Below are 19,044 nucleotides of genomic sequence, written 5' to 3'. Positions count from 1 at the left end.
CACATCCTGTCCTTCACGATCGGTCGAAAATATCTGCCATGCGTGTCAGTGCCTCGCGGGTGACGTCGAGGTCCTGAACCATGGCGATGCGCAGGTATCCGACGCCGGGATTGTGGCCCTCGGAATCCGGCAGGCACAGATATCCGCCCGGTATCGTCCGCACCCCGCCCTCCTGCCAGAGCCGGACGGCAGCCGCTTCGCCATCCGGAACGGGCAGCCAGAGAAAGAACCCGCCCTGCGGCACGCCCCCGCCGAGCCTATCGCCGAGGATTGCCTCGGCCAGCGCGAATTTCTCGTTGTAGAGCGCGCGGTTCGCCGCGACATGGCTCTCGTCGGAATAGGCCGCAACCGCCACCGCCTGCAGCGGGCCGGGCACCTGTGGCGCCGCCATGTTGCGCAGCCGCGTCCAGCCGGCGATGAAGCCCGGATCCCCCGCCGCGAAGCCGCAGCGCAGCCCCGGCAGATTGGAACGCTTGGAGAGCGAGTGGAACGTGAGGACGTTGCCATAGCCATCGCCCAGCGAATCGGCCGCCTCGAGCACGCCGGGCGGCGGCGCCGTCCGGTAGATCTCCGAATAGCATTCGTCAGCCAAGATCATGATGTCGTACTGCCGCGCCGTCCCGATCAGTCGCTTCCATTCGCCGAGCGTCGCGACGCTGCCCTGCGGGTTGGAGGGCGAAGCGACATAGATCGCGACGGTGCGCGCCAATATGTCTTCGCCGAGCGTGGCCAGATCGGGCAATGTCCGCTCGCCATCCGGCTCCACCAGGACGATCTCCGCGCCCGCGGCTTCCGCGCCGGCCGCATAGGCTTGGTAGAACGGGTTCGGCAGCAGCACGATCGGGCGTTCGATCCGGCGGGTGCGTTCGCGCGCGCCAAGCGCCGCGAAGAACAGCCCCTCACGCGAGCCGTTGAGCGGCAGCACCATCCGTTCCGGGTCGATAGCGTGAACGAGGCTATAGCGATGACCGAGCCAGTCGGCGATGGTGCGGCGAAACGCATCGGTACCGCGAATGGCTGGGTACTGGCCGAATTCGCTGAGATGCGCCGCGATGGTCGGCCCGACGAAATCGGGGATCGCATGCTGCGGCTCGCCGAGGCCGAGCAGGATCGGCGGCCGCCCGGGCGGGATGCCCGCCAAGCGGTCGTTCAAGCGGGCGAAGGGCGAAACGAGCCTTACGGCGCTCGTGGTGCCGGCCATGCCGATCCTCGTCGGTGAACTCCAGGCGCCGACTCTAGCCGCCCTTGGTTAAGCCCCCTTTAACCATCGATGTCCGGCAAGGGCGGTTGGCAGCTCCGGGCCCGGCGAATAGCCTCCCAAAATGAAAAAGCCCCGGCGGGAAGCCGGGGCCAGTTTTCGCGCTTGGGAGGACGGGGCACGCGAGGCGCCCCGTTTCGCGATCAGCTGTGGTAGGCGCGCTCGCCATGCTCCTGGATATCGAGGCCTTCGCTCTCGACTTCGGGGCGCACGCGGAGGCCGACGATGACATCGACGATCTTGTAGAGGATCGCCGAACCAATGCCGGACCAGACGATCGTGAACAAGACGGCCTGGATCTGCACCCAGACCTGATGGCCCATCGCATAGTCCTTGATGCCGGTACCGCCGAGCGACGGGCTGACCAGAATGCCGGTGGCGATGGCGCCGACGATGCCGCCAATGCCGTGGACGCCGAAGACGTCGAGGCTGTCGTCATAGCCGAACGCGTTCTTCACCGTGGTGACGAAGAAGAAGCAGACGATCGAGGCGACGAAGCCGAGGCAGATGGCGCCGACCGGACCGGCGAAGCCGGCAGCCGGCGTGACGGCCACGAGGCCGGCAACAACGCCCGAGATCGCGCCCAGCATGGACGGCTTGCCGCGGACGACCCATTCGATGAACACCCAGCCGATCGCCGCACCGGCGGTCGCGACGAAAGTGTTGATGGTGGCCAGACCCGCGACCGAGCCGGCGGAGAGAGCCGAACCGGCGTTGAAGCCGAACCAGCCGACCCACAGCAGGGAGGCGCCGATCATCGAATTGGTCAGCGAATGGGGCGGCATCAGATCCTTGCCGAGGCCCATGCGCTTACCGACCAGGATACAGCCGACGAGGCCCGCAATACCGGCATTGATGTGGACGACGGTACCACCGGCGAAGTCGAGGGCGCCGAGCTGGAACAGCCAGCCGGTCGACTGCCAGACGCTATGGGCGACCGGGAGGTAGATGAACGTGACCCAGAGGATCATGAACAGCACCACCGCCGAGAACTTCATGCGCTCGGCGAAGGCGCCAACGATGAGCGCCGGGGTGATCGCCGCGAAGGTCATCTGGAAGACGACGAAGACATATTCCGGAATAGTGCCGGAAAGCGTGTCGGGCGTGATGCCCGCCAGGAAGGCCTTGGACAGGCCGCCGATGAAGCCGCCGCCATCGGTGAAGGCGAGGCTGTAGCCGTAGAAGACCCAGATGACCATGACGATCGAAGCGATCAGCAGGCACTGCATCAGCACGGACAGCATGTTCTTGGTGCGGACGAGACCGCCATAGAACAGGGCAAGGCCCGGGACGATCATCATCAGCACGAGGACCGAGGAGATCAGCATCCAGGCGGTGTCGCCGGAGTTCAACACCGGCGCGGCCGCGACGGCCGGAGCTGCGGCGGCTGCAGCGTCGGCCGCGGGTGTTGCGTCCTGGCCATAGGCCATGGCCGTCAGCGTCAGCAGCGAACCTGCCGCGCCGAGCAGTGCATAAGGGGCATTTCTGAACTTCATGGAACCTCTCCTCTCGGTCCGACCGTCCGGTCGGCTGCCAGCGCCCGGAAGGCCGAGCCCCTTCTCGCGTATGTTGGCCGCGTAGTCGGCGATACGATCAAACATTGTGCAACTTACCATCTCTATCGATGCGGAAACGAACCGCTGCCTCCGTCAAAGAGCGTCGGAATCGGTCTCGCCCGTGCGGATGCGGACCGCCTGTTCGATCGAATAGACGAAGATTTTTCCATCGCCGATCTGGCCGGTCTTGGCGGCACCGCTGATCGCTTCCACGACCTGATCGACAGAGCCGGAAGGCACGGCGATCTCGACCTTGAGCTTCGGCAGAAAGCTCACGGCATATTCGGCGCCACGATAGATCTCGGTATGGCCCTTCTGGCGGCCATACCCCTTCACTTCCGTCACGGTCAGTCCCTGCACGCCAATGGCGGTGAGGGCGTCGCGTACCTCGTCGAGCTTGAATGGCTTGATGATCGCCATAACGATTTTCATGTCATCTTCCCGTCTATTTCCGGCACTTCTGCACCGTCGTCGATTGGTCGACCGGAAATGCCCCCGCTGCGCGTAAAGCCTTTCGCTGGCTAGCGTCTAACAAAGTCCGTGCCAGATGGGGCCTGACATTTCAGCACGGCGTGTTTTCGCGCAATTATTGGCTGCATCGCCACAGCAGACGAGCGATCTGGCCATGATGCTCGTGCATACAATATGCAGATGACCAGAAAATGATCAAAAAAACACCCCGAACACGCCTAATATCTAGGCATCGCCTCAATCGCGAGCAGGGGACGCCTGGACGCTCCTCACGAGGCCTTCCTGCGCGACGGAAGCGATCAGCGCTCCGCCGCGCTCGTAGAGGCTGCCGCGATTGAAACCGCGCGAGCCATGGGCAGACGGACTGTCGCTGACATAGAGCACCCAGTCGTCGAAGCGGAACGGCCGGTGAAACCACATGGCGTGATCGAGGCTGGCCACCTGCAGCGTCGGATCGAACACCCAGCGCCCCTGCGCGATCAGCGTCGTGTCGAGCAAGGTCAGGTCGGAGGCATAGGCGAGGACGGACCGCACAAGCCCGACATCGCTTCCAAGCTCGACACGCGGCCGCATCCAGACCGCCTGCGCCGACGCAGAGCCATCCCGTCGCATATAGGCGCCGATATCCACCGGACGGATCTCGATCGGTCGGGGCCGTCGCCAGAACTTATGCGCCGTCCTCGGCGCCTCGCGCAGCAGCACGTCGAGGAACTCCGCCTCGGATGGCAGAGCATCCGGTGCCGGCACCATCGGCATCGACGTCTGGTGCTCGAGCCCTTCCTCCTCGGCATGAAAGGACGCGGCCATCGAGAAGATCACCTGGCCATGCTGCTCGGCCAGCACGCGCCGTGTTGAGAAGGATCCTCCGTCGCGGATCCGTTCGACCGCATAGATGATATCGGCCTCCGGGTCGCCGAGACGCAGGAAATAGCCATGCAGCGAATGGCAGGCTCGATCCGTTACGGTACGCGACGCGGCCATCAGAGCCTGGCCCAGCACCTGGCCGCCGAAAATGCGCTGCCAGCCCGGATCGAAGCTGCGACCGCGGAACCGGTTGTCGTCGACGGGATCGAGATCCAGTATGGAAAGGAGATCGTCGGTCACGGTGGAGCCCGGCGGAAAGGAAGCGGCGGCCGGCCGCGCCTCCAGATGCGGCGGCGCACCGGTCAAGTCAATGGGCCAGTTCGCGCCTGCCATCGGGACCGCGGCAGCCGACTCGATGCAAGGAATGCCGTCATGACCAAGGAGACCCACGAACCGTCGGGCGCACCGCGGCGCTTCGACGTCGTCATCGCCGGCGGCGGCTATGTCGGCCTCTCGCTGGCGCTGGCGCTGCGTAAGGGCGAACCTTCGATGGCCGTCGCCGTGGTCGATCCGGCACCGCTGGGCGCCGGAACCCGCGACAGCCGCGCCTCGGCGATCGCCGCGTCCGCGCGTCACATGCTGGAAGCGCTCGGCATCTGGGAGCGCCTCGCGGACGAAGCCGAGCCGATCACCGAAATGGTAGTGACGGACAGCCGCACCCGCGATTCCGTCCGCCCCGTCTTTCTCACTTTCGCCGCCGACGGCGCGCCGGACGGCCCGCTCGCCCATATGGTGCCGAATGCCGCGCTGGTCGGCCATCTCCTGGAGGCGGCGGATCGCTGCGGCGTCGTCCGGATCGAAGGCTCCGTCGCCGATTTCGTGGCGACGCCCTCGGCGATGGTGGTGACGCTCGCCAGCGGCGAGGCGATCAAGGCCCGCCTGCTCGTCGCGGCGGACGGGGCAAAATCGCGGCTTCGCGATCTCGCCGGCGTCCGTACGGTCGGCTGGGATTACGGCCAGTCGGGCATCGTGGCGACGGTCCAGCATGAGCGTCCGCATGGGGGCCGCGCCGAGGAGCATTTCCTGCCGGCAGGACCCTTCGCCGTCCTGCCCCTGCCGGGCAACCACTCTTCGCTGGTCTGGACGGAGACGACCGAGGCAGCCGAACGCCTGCTCCGCGCTGACGAGTTCACGCTCCAGTTCGAATTGGAACGACGCTTCGGCCATCATCTCGGCGCACTCAGCCTCAAGGGCAAACCGCGCGCCTTCCCGCTCGGGCTTCGCGTCGCGCGCCGCTTCATCGCCCCGCGCTTCGCGCTTTGCGGCGATTCGGCCCATGCGATCCATCCGATCGCGGGCCAGGGCCTCAATCTCGGCTTCAAGGATGCGGCGGCGCTCGCCGAGACCGTGATCGACGCCGCCCGCCTCGGCCTCGATCCGGGCATGATCGAGACTCTGGAGCGCTATGAGCGCTGGCGGCGCTTCGACACGGTGCAAATGGGAATGGTGACCGACGGGCTGAACCGGCTGTTCTCGAACGACAACCCGGCGCTGCGGATCGCCCGCGATATCGGGCTCGGCCTCGTCGATCGCCTGCCGCGCTTGAAGCGGCGCTTCATCGACACCGCCTCCAATGCCGCCAGCGGGCCAAAGCTGCTGCGCGGCGAAGCGGTCTGATCAGATATCTTCGATCGGCCGGGCCTCGTCGGGCAGCATGATCGGGATGCCGTCGCGGATTGGATAGGCGAGCCGCGCTGCGCGGCTGACCAGTTCCTGCCGCTCGAAATCATAGTCGAGCGACGTCTTGGTCAGAGGGCAGACCAGCATTTCGAGAAGCTTGGGGTCGATCCGGCTCGCCGGACGCTCGGGCGCGGCCATCCTATTGCAACAGCTGCGATGCATCGCCGCGACGCGCGAGCGAGATTTCCGTGAGCGCGATCAGCGTCTCGGCGCGCGAGCGAAGGTCTGCCGCCTCGAGCAAGGCCTGCTTCTCCGCCGGACCATAGGGGCTCATCATCGACAGCGCGTTGACGAGCGTCTCGTTCGAGGTACGGCCGATATTGTCCCAGTCGGCCTCCAGCCGATGCGCCTCGAGATAGGCCCGGAACACGTCGAGCAGCCGGTCGCGGTCGACACCCTCGGCTCCGGCATTCTCCTCGAAATCCTCGCGGAACGGCTCGGCCGTCACGCGGCAACGGCGGAAGCCCGAGACCGCCTCGACCTCCTCGACGATTCGGAAGCGCGAAATGCCGGTCAGGCAGATCATGTAACGCCCGTCATCGGTCTCGCCATACGACGTGATGCGCCCCATGCACCCGATGGGGAACAGCGCGCCCTCGTCGCTCTCGGCGACAGGCTGGATCATGCCGAGAATGCGATTGCCCGCCATCGCCTCGTCGACCATCGCGAGATAGCGCGGCTCGAAGATGTTGAGCGGCATCTGCGAACGCGGCAGCAACAACGCTGCCGAGAGCGGGAATACCGGAATGATCTCCGGCAGATCCGCCGGAGATCGATAAGTGGCCTTACCAGCCTGCATGCGATTTGCGCCTCAAGAAAACAGAACGGAAGACAGACGGCGACGTCCCGAAAGGGTTGCCTCATCGGTCATTCCCCAGGCCTCGAACAGCTGGACCAGCTGTTTGCGGGCCTTGTCATCTTCCCAATTGCGGTCCGCCCTGACGATTTCAAGGAGGCGGTCGGTCGCGCCCTCACGATCGCCCTTAGCGTTCAGCAGCAAAGCCAGATCGAAACGGGCGGCAAAATCCTTGGGATCGCGCTCGATCCGCGCCGCCAGTTCTTGCTCCTCGCCCAGTTCGGCGGTCTGCGCGAGCAGCGCCAGCTGTGCCTTGAGGCCTGTGACCAGCGGATCGGCAGCCGCCGCTTCCGGCACGCCGGCCAGAAGCGCCTCGGCCTTGTCCGCTTCGCCCACGGCGATATGGCAGCGGGCGAGCCCCACCAGCGCCTTCAGGTTCTCCGGCTCGGCCGCAAGCACCGCAGCATAGAGCTGCGCCGCCTCGGCCGCCGCGCCCGCCGTCAGAAGCTCTTCCGCCTCGACAAGCGCCGCCTCAATCTCGCCGCCGCCGGCGGGTCCGGCCAGCTTGTCGATGAAGGCCTTGACCTGTCCCTCGGGCAGCGCGCCCATGAAACCGTCGACCGGACGACCATCGACGAAGGCGATGACCGCCGGAATCGACTGGATGCCAAGCTGGCCGGCAACCTGGGGATGGTCGTCGATGTTCATCTTGACCAGCCGCACCGCACCCTTTGCCGCCTTGACCTGCTTTTCTATCACCGGGGTCAGCTGCTTGCATGGCCCGCACCAGGGCGCCCAGAAATCGACCAGCACCGGCTGGCGCCGCGATTCCTCGATGACGTCCTTGGCGAAGGTCTGCGTGGTCGTCTCGCGAATGAGATCGTCACCGCCGCCGGCGGGGGCGGGCTGGAACGAAGTGCCGAAGCTGTAGCTGGGCTGGTTCATGGGTCTTGCCTTGATCATCCGCCTGAAGTTGATCCGCCCCGCCTCTGGCAGGGCCTTTTCGAGCCCAAGATGGCGCTTCGCCGTCCGATTTACAAATCCGTCTGGATCGAAACGGCGGAAAAGTCGACAAGGCGTGGCGCGTGGCCCGTGGCGGCGAGGAAGCGTAGCAGATCGGCGCCGGAGATTGTCGTCGTCGCGGTATTGACGAGCGGATGGAAATTCGCGGCCTCCGCTGCGGCGAAGCGATCGTCGAGGACGAGCTCGATGCTGGGCGGCCGGTCGTTCAGCAGCGCAAAGGGCGTGACCGAGCCGGGGGTGACGCCCAGAACGGCAAGGAGCCGCGCCGGCGCGCCGAAAGAAAGCCGCCCCCGCGCGCCGATCCGTTCATGAAGCCGCTTCAGATCGATCTCGGCCGCCTCCTCGGCGACGACTAGAAAATGCCGGTCCTTCTTGTCCTTCAGAAACAGGTTCTTGGCATGCAGCCCGCGCAGCTTGCCGCGCAGCCGCCGGCTCTCCTCGACGGTGAAGAGCGGCGGATGATCCACGGTCTCCGTGGGAATCGATAGCGAAGCCAGGAAAGCGAACAGATCGGACGACGAGGCAGGCATGGAGGGGTTCCGCACAGCAGACGAACTGGATAGCGCCGCAAGCCGCCGGAGCCAAGAGAACAAGGCCAGGGTACAATCCAGAAGATGAAGAGTTGAAGGCCGTGAAGTCGGCGCCAGACGGGATCAATGTATGGGTCCGTGCAGGGCGGGACGACGACTGGCAGCGGCGTTCCCCGCCTGCAAGGCAATTTGCAGAGCCAGTTCGTCTCGGAGCCGTACGCCACGATTGCAGGCCGGCAGACATCGACACGCCCCATCTGCGTTGGATGCAGGGTCCCGCGAACCAGCCAACCCAACAAGCGGGTGGCCACGAAAGCAGGTCGGCACGGGCCGTCATCCACAGGCAGCCGGGCCGGCGCAAAACCCTGTTGCATTCCATCCACGCCTGCGCCATAAGGTGCGCCGTCCGACGACGTCGGGCACGGATGCGGGTGTAGCTCAGGGGTAGAGCATAACCTTGCCAAGGTTAGGGTCGAGGGTTCGAATCCCTTCGCCCGCTCCAATTTTTCCGGAACCCACCGGAATGCGAAAAAGCCGCGGATCTCCGCGGCTTTTTGCGTTTTGGGGTCAAGCGGATCCGGAATTCGGCTAGCGAGGTTGAGCGTTCATGCAACCCGCGGCGCCGCGCTGTCACGGGTTCGATCGGACGGGATGCTGAGGCCCGCCATGGCAGCTGGATCCGGGCCAATGTCTGGAAGGGCGACCAACCGGGATAGCCGAATTTCGAATGGCCGCCCGGAGATCGCGGCCAAGCGGCAGCGAATCGGGCTATCGCCGCGTGAAACTATGAAGCACCCGCATTCTTGGCCCGCCGGGTGTTGCGGCGATAGTCGCTGGGGCTGAGACCAGTCGCCTTGCGGAATGACCGCGCGAAATGGGCCGGCGCCGAATAGCCGAACGAGGCGGAAATCTCCGTAACGGACGCCTCGGTGTGACGCAGCAGTTCGGTCGCCCGGCGCCCGCGGACGATGCCGGTCAGCGTGCGGAAATCAGTGCCCTCACGGTTCAGTTCGCGCTGGAGCGTGCGGACACTGATGTCGAGCGAGCGCGCGGCGCTTTCGATCGAGACCTTGCCGGAAAGAACCTGCGACCAGATCTGCTCGGCGAGCAGGTCGCGCAGGCCGGAGAGCTTGGTGCAGTCCGTGCGCGCACGGGCGACGTCCTCGACGGTGATCAACGCCGCCGTTCGGTACGCCAGCGGCGTCGCCTCGAGCCATCGTCGGTCGAGGCAGAGCGTGACAGTCGGGGCATCGAACAGAACCGGGCAGCCGAATGTTTCCTCGAAGCTCGCTGTCTTCGGCGGTCGCGGCAGGTCAAGCTCAAGCCGCACAGGCCGCCAGGCAGGCGGCAGAAACGCGCGGCAGAGGCTCAACACGACGCCGGCAGCGCCGCAGGCGACCTGGGCATAGCCGTCGCGGCCGCGCGCCGCGCTCGAATAGGTGATGCGGGCGAGCTTGCCTTCGATGCGCAGCCCGACCACGTCGCCGCGGCTGTGAAAGCCGATGGTGGCGATCGCCCGTTCGATCGCGGCGCCCAAGGTCGGCGCGGCCAGCAGGTAATCGCCCCAGCAGCCATAACTTGCGATCGTCAGATAGGGGGCGAGAAGCAGCCCGAAATACTCCTCCCCCGCGAACCGTGCGACCGCGCCTGTGAAGAGCGTCATGGTCGCGTGCGGGATGAAGCAATCCCGGTTCTCGATCGCCTCGATATCGAGCATGGCCGCACGTGTAGCGCGACGGAGCAAGGACTCGCCGTAGGCATGGCGGACGAAATCAGGAACTCCGGCCAACGCCGTTACGCAGATGAGCGGCATCGCGTCGAAACGAGACGCGGCGGTCAGGCGTGCGACGGTTGGCGCAAAATGGTTCGTCATGGCCTGGCCTCTCGACCTAGTTTCCCGCGCACGCCAAAAGAAGTCGGGTTGGGAGAGTTCTCCGGCCCGAACAGTCGAACAACTGACTCTAGCGATCTTTCGCGGGGATGACAGGCCCCGAACAGTCGGCTGTCGGCGTCGATGTGATTTTGACAGACAAGAGGGCAACTTCGATGAAACGTACCAGTGTTGCGGCGGCGGCCTTGCTTTCGAGCATCGTTGTCGGCGGCTGGATGGCTCCGGCGCATGCGCTGACCACCGACGAAGCGAAGAAGATCGCGATGGACGCCTATGTCTATGGCTATTCGCTGGTCACGACGGAAGTAACGCGCGTCCAGATGACCAATGTCGACAAAGCCGACGGCCTGCATTCGCCCATGGGCCAGTTCGGCAACGTCAAGCGCTACCCGCCAGCCGACTATCGCGGCGTTTCCGCGCCGAACGCCGACACGCTCTATTCGCTGGCCTGGATGGACCTCGACAAGGAGCCCTGGGTCTTCTCGCATCCCGACATGGGCGACCGCTACTTCCTCTTCCCGACCTATGATCTCTGGATGCCGGTGATCGCCTCCCCCGGCTCGCGGACGACGGGCGAAAAGGCGGGTAACTTCCTGATGGCCGGCCCGGGCTGGAAGGGCAAGGTTCCCGCCGGGATGACCAGGATCGACGTGCCGACCCGCTATGTCCTGATCCTCGGTCGCACCTATGCCAACGGCACCGACAAGGACTACGCCGAGGTGAATGCGCTGCAGGCGCAGTACGACCTCCGTCCGCTGTCGGCCTTTGGCAAGTCGGACTATGTCTACCAGGCTCCTGCGGTCGATCCGAACCCCGGTTATTCTATGACCGACAAGCCGCAGCAGGTTATCCTCGGCATGGGAACCGAGGGTTACTTCAATCGGCTCGCCACGCTGATGTGCCATGACGCGCCACCCGCCGCCGAGGACGCCCCAATCCTGGCGGAAATGGCGAAGATCGGCCTTGAGCCCTGCAAGCCGTTCAGCCTTTCCACGCTCGGTGCCGATACGGCAGCCGCGCTGAAGGACCTGCCGCAGCAGGCGCTCGACTTCCTCGGCAAGAACGAGTCGACCATGGGCGTCGAGAAGAACGGCTGGGTCTTCGCACAGGTCGGCGCCTACGGCACGGATTATGTGAAGCGCGCCGTGGTCGCGGCGTTCGGCTGGCCCGCCAATCTGCCGCAGGACGCCGTCTATCCCTATACGATGGCGGACAAGGACGGACATCCGCTCAATGGCGCCAACAAGTACACATTGACCTTCGCGAAGGGGCAGGAGCCTCCGGTCAATGGCTTCTGGTCGATCACCATGTATGAGATCGACCAGGGCTGGTGGTTCGTGCCGAATGCGCTCAACAAGTTCACGGTCAGCCCGCGCGACCACCTCGTCCCCAATGCCGATGGCTCGGTGACGCTCTACTTCCAGAACGAATCGCCCGGCAAGGACAAGGAAGCGAACTGGCTCCCGGCCCCCAAGGGTGCGTTCCTGCCGATGATCCGGATGTACTGGCCGAAGGAGAAGGACCCGTCGATCCTCAACGGCACCTGGCTGCCACCACAGATCGTCAAGGTCGACTGATCAGCCGATGGGCAGGAGAGGCGCCCGCCTCTCCTGCCCCGGCGCGTCCGGCGCGACGTCACCACACCGTATCGTGGATCTGGCCGGTCTGGACATTGACCAGACCGAGCGGCGCGAAGGGGCTGGGGGCGACCAGGACCCAGCGCCAGGGCGAACAGGTCAGCGTGGCGAAGGACAGCCGCTCCGGGAACCCGGGCCACCAGCGCGGCGTGAAGGTCGGCTCATACATCCAGTCGATCGCCTTGGCCTGCTCGTACAGGGCCTGCATGTCGGCATCGAGGGCCGCGGCCGAGCGGCAGGACATCAGGCCCGCGACCTCGTAGCGGACGGTTGCGACCACCCGATTGTCGGCAACCAGCACCCAGCCGCCCTGGATCCTAGATAGCTCGTTGACGGCCACGGCCATGGCCTCGTCGGACGATCCTACGCACCAGATATTGTGCTTGTCGTGTCCGAGCGAACTGGCGACGGCGACGTTGGGCGTGCGCGGGCCGGTGCCGAGCCAGAACATTTTGGACACCGACCGCGTGCCAGCGAAGCGATCGACGATGGCGAACTTGGTGATGTTGCGGCTTTCGTCGCGCTGCACGAGACCGTCGCGAACCGGCAGTTCATAGGTCAGGAAATCGTCGGCCCAGTGGAACGGCCGAAGCACCGCGGCCTGCATGGTGGCGCGGCCGGGCGCGGCGGGAATCCCGAAATCGCTGGCCGCAAGTTCACCGCCCACCTGCACCGTATCGGTGGCCCAGGACGGCCAGGCGATCTGCGGCACGGGCTCGATATATTCCTTGCCTCTCGACACCTGGCGACCGTCGGCCCAGACCTCGGCGATCTCGAAACTCTGCAAATCGGACAGCAGCACGATATCGGCAAAGCGGCCGGGCGCAATGGCGCCTACCCAGGGGGTCAGGCGCATATGGCGCGCCGGATTGATGGTCACGCATTGGATGGCGATTTCCGGCGCGAGGCCGGATTGGATCGCCACGCGGACATTATAGTCGGTCGCGCCCTTTTCCAGGGTTTCGCTGGCGCTGCGATCATCCGTGGCGAAGGCGATCTGCGACCAGTCCTGCAGGCCGCGCTCCAGCAGGCCCTTCAGGATGTCGGGCATGGAGTGGACGCGCAGTTCCATGAACAGGCCGTGTCGCAGCTTGTCCCAGAACTCGTCGACCGTCCACGCTTCGTGGTCGGACGCCAGCCCCGCGGCGGCGAAGGCGTTGATCGTCGGCAAGTCGCGGATACCTGCGGCATGGCCCTCGACCACGCCGCGCTGTTCGAATGTCGCCTCGATCATGCCCCAGAGCCGGTCATGCGAGCCGTTGCCGGCATCCCACACCGCCGGCCAATCCATCACTTCATCAAGGCCCGCCACCATCAGGCTGTCCTTGAGAAACGCGGACTGCTCGTCATAGCCGAGCCAGCCGCCGCCATGTTCGTAGGCGGTGGGCGGCACGGCGGAACCGGGCAACGGAAATATCTTGAGCGGCGAACCGTGCCTGCGCGCGGTCATCCAGAACTCGAGCGTGCGCGACCCACGGACGTTGGAGAATTCGTGGCTCGCCTCGCAGGTCCAGCTATTGCCGCGCGGCAGCACCAGGGCCGCTTCCCATTCGGGCGTCAGATGGGAGCTCTCAATATGCTTGTGCACTTCGCCGAGGCCAGGAATGGCCATGAGATCGGGGCGATGCTCGTGATGGCGGCAGCTTCCCGGATAGGACCCGGCCGGGCCGACATAGGCGATGCGATCGCCCTTCATGACGATCTCCTGGTCGTCCAGCCAGGTCCGGGTCGCGACATCGAGCAAGCGCCCGACGCGCAGGCAGACATCGGCCGGCGACTTGCCCATGGCCACCAGCGTCAGGGCCTTGCGAATTAGGACTTCGGACTTTGCGTCGATCATTCGGAACCTGATGAAAGCGTCCCCACGCCGGGACCTGCGAAACAGACGGAAAGGATACGGCCCGATCGCGGACCCACCGCACGGAAGCCATGGTCCATGGCGCCGTCGAAATAGACCGAGTCGCCGGTGCCGAGCACCACGGGAGCGTAGGGGCTCATTTCGAACGCCACCGACCCGTCCAGCACATAGACGAATTCCTCGCCCCGATGAGCGCTGCGCACGCTGGGGCTGCCGGCCGGGCGCGGCGGAATGTCGATCAGCATCGGTTGCAGCGACTTGGCCGCCAGATCGGATCCCAGGGCCTCGTAGAGCCCCATATCGGTTCGGAAATGCGCGCCCTGGCCAGCCCTCGTGATCGCTCGCGCTGCGCCGGAAAAGCGCGGGTGGGGATTGCCGCCGAGCAGATCGACAAAATCGATGTCGAGCCCTGCCGCCAGCCGGGTCATCACGCTATAGGCCGGCTGGGTCTGGCCGTTCTCGATTTTGGACAACGTCGAAATCGCGACGCCGGTGCGCCGGGAAACCTCGGCCAGCGTCCAGCCATTGGCCTTGCGCAGGTCGGATAGCAGTCTGGCCACCGCGAGGGGGTGTACGTCTTCGCCCCGACCAGACGGCGCCAGGGCGGCGCGACGGCCGGCAGATCGAGGGCGCATCGGTCAGTCATCCTCCGGCGGCGGCACGGGGCCCTTGCGCTCGACGATGAGGCCGTAATGCTGCGGTTGGCGGTGGCGGGCCAGGTTGAAGATGGTCTGGCGGTACAGCGTTGCCATATCGAGATCGCAGCGCGCGGTCACCACCTCGTCGCCGGTCGAAGTCGCCATGGCCACGACCTGGCCCGAGGGCGCCACGATCATCGACTGCCCGATGAGGTTCGAGCCCTCTTCCAGCCCGGCCTTGGCGGTTGCCACCACCCAGATCGAGTTCTGATAGGCACCGGCCTGCACCGACAATTGACTGTGGAAGCCGGTCAGGCTGTCGAAATCGAAATTCCCGGTGTGGTCATCGGGCGTGTTGTAGCCGACTAGCACCATTTCGACGCCCTGCAGCGCCAAGACCCGATAGGTCTCGGGCCAGCGGCGGTCGTTGCAGATGCACATGCCCATGACGGCGCCCATGGTACGCCAGACGGGGAAGCCGAGATTGCCCGGCTCGAAATAGTACTTCTCGAGGTGCTGGCTGTCGCGGCCGGGTTGCGGCGCATCGTAGCCGGGCAGATGGATCTTGCGATATTTGCCGACGAGACGGCCGGCCCGATCCACTAGGACCGAGGTGTTGAAGCGGTGCCGCCCACCATCCTCTTCACTGAGTTCCGCATAGCCGAGGTAGAAACCGACGCCAAGCCGACGGGCCTCGTCGAACAATCTCTGCGTATCGGGTCCCGGCATACTGGATTCGAAAAAGACGTCGATCTCGGATGGATCGGTCAGATACCAGCGCGGAAAGAAGGTCGTGAGCGTCAGCTCGGGGAACACGACGAGTTCGGCACCGCGCTTATGCGCTTCGTGCAACAGGGCGATCAGCCGGTCCACAACCTGATGGCGCGTGTCCGAGCGGGCAATGGGTCCCATCTGGGCCGCGGCGGTGACGATGGACCGTTGCATGGTGATCCCAAACGATACGCACGCGCCAATTTTCCAATTGGAAAACCGGCTCGGATAGGTTGATTTCAGGCAGATCGTGACGGCAAGACCGCAACCCTGTCAATCGATTTTCCGTATAGAAAATTGCGATGGACGCCGGCTTTGCGCTTGTCCATATTCTTTACCGCCAGTGCGATCATGGAGGTGTCGCACCCGGCGGGTCGGAGGGTCGAGATAGCGTAGGATTGCGGCGATCGCCGCGGCATGGGGAACGAAAGGGTAGGCCCAGATGACCGAAAAGAAGATGATGATTTCCTATCGTGGCCGGCTGCGTTTGATGGCGGCGCTGGCACTGGGAGCCCTCACCGGCCCGCTGATGGGTGGCCTGGCCTTCGGAGCCGAGGCCCTCAAGGTGGCGATGATCCTGCCGGGCCCAATCAGCGACAATGACTGGAACGCTGGCGGCTATGCCGGACTGCAGGCCGCGGCCGCCAATCTGGGTGTCGAGGTTGCCTATAGCGAGAACGTCGCCGATGCCGATGCGGAGCGCGTGCTGCGCGACTACGCCTCGCGCGGATACGGCCTGATCTTCGCTCATTCGTTCTCGTATGGCGATGCGGCGCTGGCCGTGGCGGAAGATTTCCCGGACGTCAAGTTCATGGCCGGCACGGCGAAGAACCTCGCCCCCAATGTCGGCACCTACGACAATCCGGACTATCAGGGTGCCTATCTCACCGGCATGCTTTCCGCCGGCGCCAGCAAAACCGGCACCATCGGCTGGGTCGGCGGCAATCCTGCCCCCAACATGCTGGCCAACTATCACGCCTGGGCCGCGGGCGCTCAGGAAGTGAACCCCAAGGCGAAGGTGATGATCTCCTGGCTTGGTTCGTGGTTCGACCCTCCGAAGGCCAAGGAAGCCGCCATCGCCCAGGTCGAGCAGGGCGCCGACGTGCTCAGCGCGCAGTCGGTCGGCGTGATCGACGCGGCCGTGGAAAAGAACGTGCTGGTGATCGGAGCCGTTTCCGACCAGAACCATCTCGGCCCCAACGTGGTGCTGACCAGCGTGCTGTGGGATCTCGGACCGCTGGTGACGGATGTCACCAAGTCGGTGAGCGACAATCGCTGGGAGAGCAAGGCCTGGAGCTACGGCGTCAAGGAAGGCTCGATCAAGCTGGCCGACTTCCATGGTCTGGACAGCAAGGTTGATCCGGCCGTGCTGACCGCCGTCAAGGCCAAGTTCGACGCCATCAAGTCGGGTGCCTTCGTCGTGCCGCACGACACGTCGATGGTCGAATAGGCCTTGGGCTTCAGTCCTGAAACCGAACCGGCGCCGCTCAGCCTGAGCGGCGTCACGGTTCGCTTCGGCAATTTCATTGCCAATGACTCGATCGACTTTTCCGTCGGTCGCGGGGAGATCCATGCCCTGCTCGGGGAAAACGGTGCCGGCAAGACCACGCTGATGCGCGTGGTGGCTGGCCTGCAGGTGCCCCAGCAAGGCACGATCCTCATCAATGGCCAGCCCGCACGTCTGACCTCCGCCCTCGACGCTGCCGCACTGGGCGTCGGCATGGTGCATCAGCACTTCATGCTGATCCCGACGCTGACGGTGGCGCAGAATGTCTGCATCGGCATCGACCGCGCCGGGCGCTATTTTCCAAGGCTCGGGCAGGTGGCGCGCGAACTGGACGAGATCGGGGAGCGCTACAATCTGCGTGTCGATCCGCATGCCCGGGTGGGTGACCTCTCGGTGGCCAGCCAGCAGCGTGTCGAGATCGTCAAGGCCCTCTATCGTGGTGCCCGCATCCTCGTGCTGGACGAGCCGACCGCTGTCTTGGCGCCCCAAGAAGTCGAGGGGTTCTTCCACGTCCTGCGCAGGCTGGCCGAGGCCGGAACCGCCATTGTCTTCATCAGCCACAAGCTGGGTGAAGTCATGGCGCTCAGCCACCGCGTCAGCGTGCTGCGCCATGGCCGCCTCGTCGCCAGCATGCCAACGTCCCAAACGAACCCCGCCGAACTGGCCAGATTGATGATCGGAGAAGATCTCACCCTGCCTGTGGTCGACGAAACGGCTGTTGCCGGTCCGATCGCTATCGAGGCGCGCGGCATCGGCTATGTCGACGAGCGACAGGTGACGCGCCTCAGCGACGTGTCGCTGGCGGCGCGAAGCGGCGAAATCGTCAGCATTGCGGGGGTCGACGGCAACGGGCAGCACGAGCTGGCGGAGCTGCTCGCCGGCCTGATCACGCCCAGTTCCGGGACTGTCATCATGGCGTCTGCCGCCGGAGCCATCGACGTCAGCCGAAGCGGACCCGCGGAGCGGATCGCCCTGGGCCTGTCGCATATCCCGGAGGATCGGCAGCGCACGGCGCTGGTGGACCTTTCGATTGCCGAAAATGCCGTGCTGGAAACGATCGACCGGCCGCCGCTGTCGCGCCGGGGCCTGTTGTCGCTGCCGGCCATCGAGACCTTCGCGAAGCGCCTGATCGCTGACAACGACGTTCGCTGCATCGGGCCTCGCCAGCGGGTGATGACGCTTTCAGGCGGCAACCAGCAGAAAGTGGTGCTCGGGCGCGCCCTCAGCCGGGAACCAAGCGTGGTCATCGCCGTGCAGCCGACCCGAGGGCTCGACATTGGCGCCACAGCCTTCGTGCATCAGCAATTGCTGGCACAGCGGGCCCGTGGCGCTGCCATCGTGCTGGTATCCACCGAGCTGGACGAGGTGCTGGCGTTGTCGGACCGCATCGTGGTGATGTTTGCCGGCCGCATCGTCGGTTCGATGCTGCGCCGCGACGTCACGCTCGATCGGCTGGGCGCGATGATGACCGGGCATGCCGCATGAGTGTCAGCGAGCCGACCATTCTGCCATCCGCCGTCACCGCCGCCCATGCGGCACGGCGAACGGAAATCGTCTCCAGCCTAGTAGCGGTGGGACTAGCCCTGGCGGTCGGCGCGGTGCTGATCCTCGCCTGGGGCGCCAATCCGCTGACTGCCTATGGCGCCCTTTTCGACGGCGCCTTCGGGTCGTGGAACAGCCTGGCCGAGACGCTGCTGCGTTCCATTCCGCTGACCTTCACCGGCCTGGCGATCGCCATTGCGTTCCGGGGCGGCGCGTTCAATCTCGGTGCCGAGGGCCAGCTCTATCTCGGCGCCACCGCGTCGGCCTTTGTCGGGCTCATGCTGCCTGGCCTGCCGTCCCTCATCCTCATCCCGGCGATGATGCTGACCGCCATGGTTGTCGGAGCCCTGTGGTCCGTGCTCGCCGGCATATTGAAGCTGCGGTTCGGCGCCAACGAGCTGATCACCACGATCATGCTCAACTACATCGCCATCTTTCTCGTCGCCTATCTGTTACGCGGGCCGCTCCAGGAGGCCGCCGGATATTTGCCGCAGACCGAGCGGCTGGCAGCCGCCGCGCGGTTCCCGAACCTCATCGAGGGGACGCGTCTCCATATGGGCGTCCTGCTGGCGCTGCTGGCCGTCGTCCTGACGCATGTCGCGCTCTGGCACACCACCTGGGGCTTCAAGCTGCGCGTGGTCGGCCTCAATCCGCGCGCCGCGCTCAATGCCGGCATCAACGTCACGGCCATCACCGTCTCGGCTTTCCTGCTCAGCGGCGCGCTGGCCGGGGTCGCGGGCTATATGGAGGTTGTCGGCGTGCAGCGCCGCATGATCGAGAACCTGTCGCCGGGCTTTGGCTATACGGGCATCATCGTCGCCCTGCTCGGCCGCACCAATCCCTTCGGCGTGCTGGCGGCGGCGATCCTGTTTGCCGGGCTGCAGGTCGGCGGCAGTACTATGCAAGCCGCGTCGGGCGTACCGAGCACATTGACCACCATCGTCCAGGCGCTGGTGGTCCTGTTCGTGATCGGACGCGGCGCTTTCGACACGTTGTTCGCCCGCGGGAAGGCCGTCTGAGCC

The 19,044-nt window shown here is 65.3% G+C and carries 17 protein-coding genes and 1 tRNA gene; 6 read left to right on the top strand and 12 right to left on the bottom strand.

Annotated features, from left to right (window positions below; translation table 11 throughout):
* Positions 1 to 13: 13 nt before the first annotated feature.
* The 4 genes from OSH05_RS10920 to OSH05_RS10905 all read right to left on the bottom strand — a co-directional run bounded on the left by OSH05_RS10920 (position 14) and on the right by OSH05_RS10905 (position 4,455).
* Positions 14 to 1,201 (bottom strand): aminotransferase class I/II-fold pyridoxal phosphate-dependent enzyme, encoded by a 1,188-nt coding sequence (locus OSH05_RS10920; protein ID WP_104221042.1) that lies wholly within the window; start codon positions 1,199 to 1,201, stop codon positions 14 to 16.
* Positions 1,202 to 1,401: 200 nt separating this feature from the next.
* Complete coding sequence (locus tag OSH05_RS10915; protein ID WP_104221043.1) at positions 1,402 to 2,754, bottom strand: ammonium transporter; 1,353 nt, start codon at positions 2,752 to 2,754, stop codon at positions 1,402 to 1,404.
* 153 nt (positions 2,755 to 2,907) lie between these two features.
* The gene (locus OSH05_RS10910) at positions 2,908 to 3,246 is read right to left on the bottom strand and encodes a P-II family nitrogen regulator (protein WP_104221044.1); all 339 of its coding nucleotides are present in this window, start codon (positions 3,244 to 3,246) and stop codon (positions 2,908 to 2,910) included.
* Between the two features lie 276 nt (positions 3,247 to 3,522).
* On the bottom strand, positions 3,523 to 4,455 hold the full coding sequence (locus OSH05_RS10905) for an acyl-CoA thioesterase (RefSeq protein WP_407660361.1): 933 nt from the start codon (positions 4,453 to 4,455) through the stop codon (positions 3,523 to 3,525).
* A gap of 66 nt (positions 4,456 to 4,521) precedes the next feature.
* On the opposite strand from OSH05_RS10905, the gene OSH05_RS10900 reads away from it, so the two are divergent.
* Positions 4,522 to 5,766 carry a ubiquinone biosynthesis hydroxylase gene (locus OSH05_RS10900; protein ID WP_104221046.1) on the top strand — a complete coding sequence of 415 codons (1,245 nt, stop codon included), beginning with the start codon at positions 4,522 to 4,524 and terminating at the stop codon, positions 5,764 to 5,766.
* On the opposite strand, the gene OSH05_RS10895 is transcribed toward OSH05_RS10900, so the two are convergent.
* The 4 genes from OSH05_RS10895 to OSH05_RS10880 all read right to left on the bottom strand — a co-directional run bounded on the left by OSH05_RS10895 (position 5,767) and on the right by OSH05_RS10880 (position 8,178).
* Positions 5,767 to 5,967 carry a Trm112 family protein gene (locus OSH05_RS10895; RefSeq protein WP_104221047.1) on the bottom strand — a complete coding sequence of 67 codons (201 nt, stop codon included), beginning with the start codon at positions 5,965 to 5,967 and terminating at the stop codon, positions 5,767 to 5,769.
* Position 5,968: 1 nt separating this feature from the next.
* The gene (locus OSH05_RS10890; RefSeq protein ID WP_104221048.1) at positions 5,969 to 6,628 is read right to left on the bottom strand and encodes an LON peptidase substrate-binding domain-containing protein; all 660 of its coding nucleotides are present in this window, start codon (positions 6,626 to 6,628) and stop codon (positions 5,969 to 5,971) included.
* A 12-nt stretch (positions 6,629 to 6,640) separates the two neighbouring features.
* Complete coding sequence (trxA, locus tag OSH05_RS10885; protein ID WP_104221049.1) at positions 6,641 to 7,570, bottom strand: thioredoxin; 930 nt, start codon at positions 7,568 to 7,570, stop codon at positions 6,641 to 6,643.
* 89 nt (positions 7,571 to 7,659) lie between these two features.
* Positions 7,660 to 8,178, bottom strand: coding sequence for a prolyl-tRNA synthetase associated domain-containing protein (locus tag OSH05_RS10880; RefSeq protein ID WP_104221050.1), 519 nt, complete (start codon positions 8,176 to 8,178; stop codon positions 7,660 to 7,662).
* A 427-nt stretch (positions 8,179 to 8,605) separates the two neighbouring features.
* On the opposite strand from OSH05_RS10880, the gene OSH05_RS10875 reads away from it, so the two are divergent.
* A tRNA-Gly gene (locus OSH05_RS10875) sits at positions 8,606 to 8,680 on the top strand.
* Between the two features lie 282 nt (positions 8,681 to 8,962).
* Here the strand turns inward: OSH05_RS10875 and OSH05_RS10870 are convergent.
* Positions 8,963 to 10,051: an AraC family transcriptional regulator gene (locus tag OSH05_RS10870; protein ID WP_104221051.1), complete on the bottom strand. Its 1,089-nt coding sequence runs from the start codon at positions 10,049 to 10,051 to the stop codon at positions 8,963 to 8,965.
* Between the two features lie 173 nt (positions 10,052 to 10,224).
* Between OSH05_RS10870 and OSH05_RS10865 the strand changes: the two genes are divergently transcribed.
* Positions 10,225 to 11,646 (top strand): DUF1254 domain-containing protein, encoded by a 1,422-nt coding sequence (locus tag OSH05_RS10865; RefSeq protein WP_104221077.1) that lies wholly within the window; start codon positions 10,225 to 10,227, stop codon positions 11,644 to 11,646.
* A gap of 58 nt (positions 11,647 to 11,704) precedes the next feature.
* On the opposite strand, the gene OSH05_RS10860 is transcribed toward OSH05_RS10865, so the two are convergent.
* Genes OSH05_RS10860 through OSH05_RS10850 form a run of 3 tightly spaced genes read right to left on the bottom strand, consistent with a single transcriptional unit; the run spans position 11,705 to position 15,147 of the window.
* Positions 11,705 to 13,546 (bottom strand): adenine deaminase, encoded by a 1,842-nt coding sequence (locus OSH05_RS10860; protein ID WP_104221052.1) that lies wholly within the window; start codon positions 13,544 to 13,546, stop codon positions 11,705 to 11,707.
* Positions 13,543 to 14,199 (bottom strand): helix-turn-helix domain-containing protein, encoded by a 657-nt coding sequence (locus OSH05_RS10855; RefSeq protein ID WP_104221053.1) that lies wholly within the window; start codon positions 14,197 to 14,199, stop codon positions 13,543 to 13,545. Before OSH05_RS10855 ends, OSH05_RS10860 begins: the two co-directional genes overlap by 4 nt.
* A gap of 3 nt (positions 14,200 to 14,202) precedes the next feature.
* A complete protein-coding gene (locus OSH05_RS10850) occupies positions 14,203 to 15,147 on the bottom strand; it encodes an N-carbamoyl-D-amino-acid hydrolase (RefSeq protein ID WP_104221054.1) in 945 nt (314 codons plus the stop codon).
* A gap of 268 nt (positions 15,148 to 15,415) precedes the next feature.
* On the opposite strand from OSH05_RS10850, the gene OSH05_RS10845 reads away from it, so the two are divergent.
* From OSH05_RS10845 to OSH05_RS10835, 3 genes are read left to right on the top strand one after another with little or no spacing between them, the layout of a single operon-like run.
* Complete coding sequence (locus OSH05_RS10845) at positions 15,416 to 16,423, top strand: BMP family protein (RefSeq protein ID WP_104221055.1); 1,008 nt, start codon at positions 15,416 to 15,418, stop codon at positions 16,421 to 16,423.
* Between the two features lie 3 nt (positions 16,424 to 16,426).
* A complete protein-coding gene (locus tag OSH05_RS10840; RefSeq protein ID WP_104221056.1) occupies positions 16,427 to 17,965 on the top strand; it encodes an ABC transporter ATP-binding protein in 1,539 nt (512 codons plus the stop codon).
* Positions 17,962 to 19,041 carry an ABC transporter permease gene (locus OSH05_RS10835; RefSeq protein WP_104221057.1) on the top strand — a complete coding sequence of 360 codons (1,080 nt, stop codon included), beginning with the start codon at positions 17,962 to 17,964 and terminating at the stop codon, positions 19,039 to 19,041. The genes OSH05_RS10840 and OSH05_RS10835 overlap by 4 nt, the downstream gene beginning before the upstream one ends.
* The last annotated feature ends 3 nt before the right edge of the window (positions 19,042 to 19,044 follow it).

Origin of the sequence: Kaistia algarum, from assembly GCF_026343945.1 — a bacterium.
Classification (GTDB): domain Bacteria; phylum Pseudomonadota; class Alphaproteobacteria; order Rhizobiales; family Kaistiaceae; genus Kaistia; species Kaistia algarum.
This window is presented reverse-complemented; position numbering and strand designations above follow the sequence as displayed.